Annotated in this window: 7 protein-coding genes; 2 read left to right on the top strand and 5 right to left on the bottom strand. The window is 63.9% G+C overall.

Annotated elements, in window-relative coordinates; genetic code table 11:
* From AAGI46_15380 to AAGI46_15360, 5 genes are all read right to left on the bottom strand, one after another.
* On the bottom strand, positions 1-421 hold a 421-nt coding region (locus AAGI46_15380; protein MEM1013588.1), incomplete at its 3' end, for a hypothetical protein.
* A gap of 26 nt (positions 422-447) precedes the next feature.
* Positions 448-1,338, bottom strand: coding sequence for a prepilin-type N-terminal cleavage/methylation domain-containing protein (locus tag AAGI46_15375; protein ID MEM1013587.1), 891 nt, complete (start codon positions 1,336-1,338; stop codon positions 448-450).
* Positions 1,339-1,359: 21 nt separating this feature from the next.
* Complete coding sequence (locus AAGI46_15370; GenBank protein ID MEM1013586.1) at positions 1,360-2,085, bottom strand: hypothetical protein; 726 nt, start codon at positions 2,083-2,085, stop codon at positions 1,360-1,362.
* A 69-nt stretch (positions 2,086-2,154) separates the two neighbouring features.
* Positions 2,155-2,955, bottom strand: coding sequence for a hypothetical protein (locus AAGI46_15365; protein ID MEM1013585.1), 801 nt, complete (start codon positions 2,953-2,955; stop codon positions 2,155-2,157).
* Positions 2,956-3,001: 46 nt separating this feature from the next.
* Positions 3,002-4,291 (bottom strand): LacI family DNA-binding transcriptional regulator, encoded by a 1,290-nt coding sequence (locus AAGI46_15360; protein MEM1013584.1) that lies wholly within the window; start codon positions 4,289-4,291, stop codon positions 3,002-3,004.
* A 296-nt stretch (positions 4,292-4,587) separates the two neighbouring features.
* Between AAGI46_15360 and AAGI46_15355 the strand changes: the two genes are divergently transcribed.
* Both AAGI46_15355 and AAGI46_15350 read left to right on the top strand, forming a co-directional pair.
* The gene (locus AAGI46_15355) at positions 4,588-5,199 is read left to right on the top strand and encodes a tRNA (guanine(46)-N(7))-methyltransferase TrmB (GenBank protein ID MEM1013583.1); all 612 of its coding nucleotides are present in this window, start codon (positions 4,588-4,590) and stop codon (positions 5,197-5,199) included.
* A 9-nt stretch (positions 5,200-5,208) separates the two neighbouring features.
* Positions 5,209-5,457, top strand: a 249-nt coding sequence (locus AAGI46_15350) for a hypothetical protein (protein MEM1013582.1), incomplete at its 3' end; no start/stop codon positions are given.

Here is a 5,457-nt window from a genome sequence, read left to right as displayed (position 1 = left end):
GCCGATCGAAGCTGATCGTGTTGGCCCCGATGGCGATGATTCGATTGGCATCTCGCGGGTCGAAGGCGACGCTGTTGGTCCCGCGTGGGAAGAACCCGACGTTGCACGGCTCCCACGTAATCCCGCCGTCGAGCGAGCGGTACAGCCCGCCGACGTCGGTACCCCAGATGGCGGTCTTGCCGTCAGGACCGAAAGCGACGTCGCGAATCCACTGCCCGCCCTCACCGCCGAGGTCCGGCAGGCCTCGTGCGCGGAGCTGTTGTCGTGCCTCCCCAGAGATGAGCGGCACTGGCGACCAATGGCCGGTGGTTATCGACTCCAGGGCCGAGCCGCGAGCTGTGCTGCGAAGCTTCAACAGCTCTGGGAAAAAGAGAGCGGCACCCGAGACGAGTGCCGCGCGTCGCGTAAGGGCGAAGCTCATGGTGTCGGGTGTTGGCGAAGCGGCCGCTACTGAGGCATCACCGCAAACTGTCGAAGCTTGACCTCCGGCGCCGCCAGCGAAGCGGCGTGGCCATCCAGGTAGACGAAGTTGACCCGGTCGTTGTCACCGTGACGGATGCGCGGCATCCGGAAGGGGACGCCCGTGTTGCCGGCAACAGCAACGTCACCCTCAGCGACTTCGACAACCGAATCCAGAGTCTCTGGGGACACTCGCTGCCAGTAGCCGAGGTTCACACTTCGCGACCACTCGTCGTAGCGTCCGACGGTGCCAGTATCTGCGCGCTCCCAACGAAGGTTGGTGCTCACGAAGCTGGCGTTTCCCTGAACTGGGAACGCGTCCGGGTGGAGGTTCTGCGTGCTGTCCCAGAAAGTCGCGATGTTGGAGCTGTCTTTGATCGGGCCGATCTTGTAGGGCTGTGGATTTCCGCTTCCAAACCCCTTCATCGGATCAGTGCCGAAACGCATGTTCGGAACGAGCGCCGGGTGTGACGAGTAGTGATTACGAGTGTTCTGCTTGCCCGTGCCATCTGCCGATGGGCAGAGAAAAATCTCGGTCGTCTGGTTACCGCCGGCAAAGCCAGTCCCGCCCCCGTTGAATGCCAGGGCATCGTTGAGCAGGATCGGCCAGTCATCGCCGTCGCCATCCGGGTATCCGATTTCGCCAATGGGCAGGATCCCATTATTACTCTCGGTGTAGAAGGTCGTCGCGACGCCAATCTGCCGGAGATTCGACAGGCAGGCAACGGAGGATGCCGAGGCCCGCGCACGACTCAACGTCGGCAGCAGGATCGAGATCAGCAGCGCGATGATGCCGATGACCACCAGCAGCTCGACGAGCGTGAACGCGGATCGGTGCCGTTGGGTTTGCCTTCTGCTTTGAGCGTCGTTTGGAATCATGATTCCTCCTTCGCAGATGGGTCAGTCCTCGCGAGACCGGCCGATGTAGAGATCATCGACGGCCACCTCGAGGGTGTTGAAGCCGGGATTGAACCGAATGCCGAACTGATTGCCGGGCGGGAGATCGCCTGCGGCAAGCTCGGCGGTGAGCGGTGCGACGATGTCCTGCTCGTTTTCGATCAGACGGGCCATGACGGTGACGTCGTCGCCGTCACGCTCGGCCGTGAGCTTGATCGAGAAGTCTGGCGTGCCGTCGGTCAGGTCGAACTCGTTCGTGACGTCGAGCTCTTCGAACGAGCCGTCCTTGCCCGTGCCGAGCACGAAGCGGAAGCTGTTGCCGCTGGTGTCGAGTTCCTCGACATAAGCGTAGAGCCCGATGAAGTTCTGGTCGTAGCTGGCGGGGCCTTGGGCGAGTGCAAACAGGCCGAGCTTGCTCTGGGTGAAGTTGATCGAGGCGACGTCGAAGGCGGCCTCCATCTCGAAGCCGAGCTGGCCGAAGCCCTCGAGCACTATGCGTGCGACACCGACGTCGCCGAAGTTGGTGTTGTCGTAGAAAACGAGCTTGCCGTCGGCGATGTTGAGTCCCGGCCCGGTGCCGAAGGTCGAGCCGGTGCCGGACGCCTTTTCGTTGATGTCGACGAACTCGAAGCCGAGGGGCGTCTCCGCATCGTCAAACGATTCGACGATGGGAATCTCGGCCGACGCCGTTGCGGCTGAGAGTGCGAGGATCGGTAGCAGAGCCTTCATTGGCTTGGTCAGATCGTCCGGGGTCAAAAGCCCTTGCAGCCGTTTCCAACTGCAAAGACGCGGAGGAAATCAGCGGCGGCGTCGCAGGCCGAGCAGGCCAAGCACGCCGAGTGCCATTGCCGAAGTCGGCTCGGGAATCACCACGTTGACCGCGAGATTGTCGATTCCGATCTCGGCCGTGTTGAACGTCGGATTCACGCGAACGCCAAACCGGTTGCCCTGCAGTAGTTCGCCGGCCGTCACGGTGTCGGTCAAGACAATTGGCGTGTTGCCGTCAGGGGTGAGGGTGGCCGTGATGTCGAAGTTGCCGAGTCCGTCTGCAATGCCGACAAGGTCGATCGAAAAGTCGGGTGTGCCGTCAGTGAGATCAAAGCTGGCACTCTGCTGGAGCGGCGTGTTGGTGCCACCGGCACCTCGAAGCAGTCGGAACGTGTAGTCGCTTCCGGAGCCACCGTTGAGGTCGACAAACGCGTACAAGCCAACGAAGTTCTCGCTGAAGTCGAGGCCACTCTGGCCGAACGCGTACACGCCGGTGTTGGTGCCGCTGAAGTTGATCGTCGTGACGTCGAAGTCGGCACTGGTGCTGAACGAGACGACTCCAGCCGTATCCGTCACGACGTCGGCCGCGCCAACGTCGCCGAAGTCGCTGTTGTTGAAGAAGACAGCCTGTCCGCCCGTCACAGTCCAACCAGGCCCCGTTCCGTTGACACCAGTGCCGCTCGATGCAGCGCCAAAGTCGTTGTAGCCGAACGAAACGTCGGTCGTCGCGTCGTCGAACGTCTCGAGGAACGGTGTCGTGACCGTGGCCGCCGAGGCGACCGTTGGGACGGCGGCGACGAGCGTTGCCGCGAGAAGGTGTTGAAGTTGCATCCTGAGTCCTCCGAAGGTGGGTCGGTGAGAGAAAGTCGGGCCAAAGTCACACGCGTGGCTTCCGGCCTTGCGTGGTGGCCCGTGAATCGATGGAAGAGACGTGCCGGGCGACGCTGTCGCCGGGCGAGAGCTTGAACGGCACGAGCGTGACGTCGGGCAGCGTCGCCTTTTCGTACAGCGGACCGGCCTTGCGGGCGGCCTCGCGGCCTAGCTCGCGAAGGGGCAGCTTGACGAGCGTCGGCTTGACGCCAAGCCACTGTTTGGCCATCGGGTGCGGGTCGAACGCGACGATTGAGAGATCGCGCGGGATCGACAGGCCGATCTTCTTCGCTGCGTCGCCGACGGCTTCGATGGCGCTGTAACTGCCACAGACGACGGCCGTCGGCTTGTACCGCTCGAGCCAGTGCGCGACGTTGTCCGCCCCGCCGACGAATGGACTGCGGACGGGGACCGAGTCGCCGTCACTAGTGACTTGGCGAAACGGATCGCCGCCAGCGTGCAGACGCTGATCGTGGTGCCCCGGGTGATCGGCCGTTCCGATCCAGCACGTTCCTGGCACGCGGTGATCCAGCCCCGCCTCCGACATCGCCTCGCCGAAGCCCTCGTGGCGTTGGAACACCCAGGCCCCGGGCCAGCGGTTGAGCACCAAACCGATCCGCTCGTGCCCGGCTTCGGCGAGTGTGCGAACGGCGAGCTTCGACGCGCGAAGGTTGTCTTCGACAACGGCTGGCAGGCCGAGGAACTGGTGAGCGGTGCCGACGACGAGCGTCGGAATGCCGAGCCGCATCGCGTCGCGAAGCAAGAGCGCATCACGCGGCTGGGCGGCGAGCGAGATCAGCACGTCGGGCCGAGTGCGCTCGAGACGTCTTCCAAGCGAGTCGGTGTCCTTTTCACGCAGGCCCAGGAGCTCGACGGCCGCGCCGATTTCCTCGGCCTGCTCGTCGATGCCGGACAGGATCGTCGGCGTGATCCAGTCGCGGTTCAGCGCCGAAATGTCGAACATCACCACGGCAATCCGGAGCGTCGCCCCGGCACGCAGCGGCTGTCCTTCCGGAGAGATCGTCGACGTTCCCGAATCCGGCACACCGAGACGCGGGCCGACGAACGTACCTCGACCGGCCTCTCGGCTGAGCCAGCCTTCGCGCTGGAGCTCCGTGAACGCCCGTCGGACGGTCGACCGACTCAGACCCGATCGCTGAACGACCTCGCCATCCGTCGGGAACGGCGAACCCGGCGGCGGCATGCGTCGGCGAAGGTCCTGCACGACGCGTCGTTGAAGCGCCTCGACGGCCCCGCGCGCCGGGAACGGCTGACGGAGGAAGTCCTCGCTGCCCACTTTGTCGGCAGCCGCACCGGTTCGGGAGGACGATTTCTGAACCATATCCACTGACAGAGCAGTTTGATCGGGCGAGATCGCAATGTCAAGCGGTTTTTCGGTTCTTCGAAAGCGTTTTCTCGGGAGCCATCTCGCTGATCTCGCCCGATGATCGGCATCAGGTGCGTACGTGGACTCTTTGACCACGACGCCAATCGCTCGTCGGCTCGGCAAGTCTGCCCGACGATGCTGCAAAACGCAGCGATGGCTTGGATGCGCTCCAGCGGGCTCCGAGTGTCGGGCTAACGTGCCGCCCGGTGCCGAGCAAGAGCGACCTGATCATCGAGCCTGTCGCCCTGCCAGAGGATGGACTGGGCAAGCCGATCGACCTCAACACGCTGTATGGCAACGGCCTACCGATCGAAGTGGAGATCGGTAGCGGCAAGGGGACGTTTCTTGTCCGCGAGGCTGCCCGGCGGACGGACGTCAACTTCCTCGGCATCGAATGGGCCCGGTTTTACTGGCGTTCGACGTGTGACCGGCTTCGTCGAAACGGACTTGGCGACCGCGTTCGCATGGCCCGAGCCGATGCAAGCGTTTTCCTGCGAGACCACATCGCCGATGCCTCCGTCGCAGCGTTCCACGTCTACTTCCCAGACCCCTGGCCCAAAGCCCGGCACAACAAGCGACGCCTGATCCAGCCGCCCTTCCTCGACACCGTCTGCCGCTGCCTGGTCAACGGCGGGACGATTCGGGCTGTGACGGACCATCCCGACTACGCGGAACAGATCGAGACTGTCTTCAAGGCTGGCCCGCTGCGTGTCGACCGCTGCCGGCGTGGGACGGACCCGGTCGTCGAGACGAACTTCGAGAACAAGTATCGGGAAGAAGGTCGGACCTTCCTCGACGTGATCGCGACGAAGATTTAGAGTCGATGCGTGCGATGGCTGCTGCTGTGTCTGTTTTCGGTTGTCGGGTGTGCCGGCATGCCGACGCGTGACGCCGCGGTGCCAGCAGCAACGGTCAACGACGACGTTCCGGTCTTGGTCATCGGTGGATACGGCGATCCGGGGCTGGCGACAACCGTGACGGTGGCGAAGCTGCGTCGACGGCTGCCGGACCGGACGTACATCAAGGTCAGCCCGGGATTGTCCTCGACCATGGACAACGCGGCAGCCGCGGTGGTG

Source organism: Planctomycetota bacterium (genome assembly GCA_038746835.1).
GTDB lineage: Bacteria > Planctomycetota > Phycisphaerae > Tepidisphaerales > Tepidisphaeraceae > JBCDKH01.
This window is presented reverse-complemented; position numbering and strand designations above follow the sequence as displayed.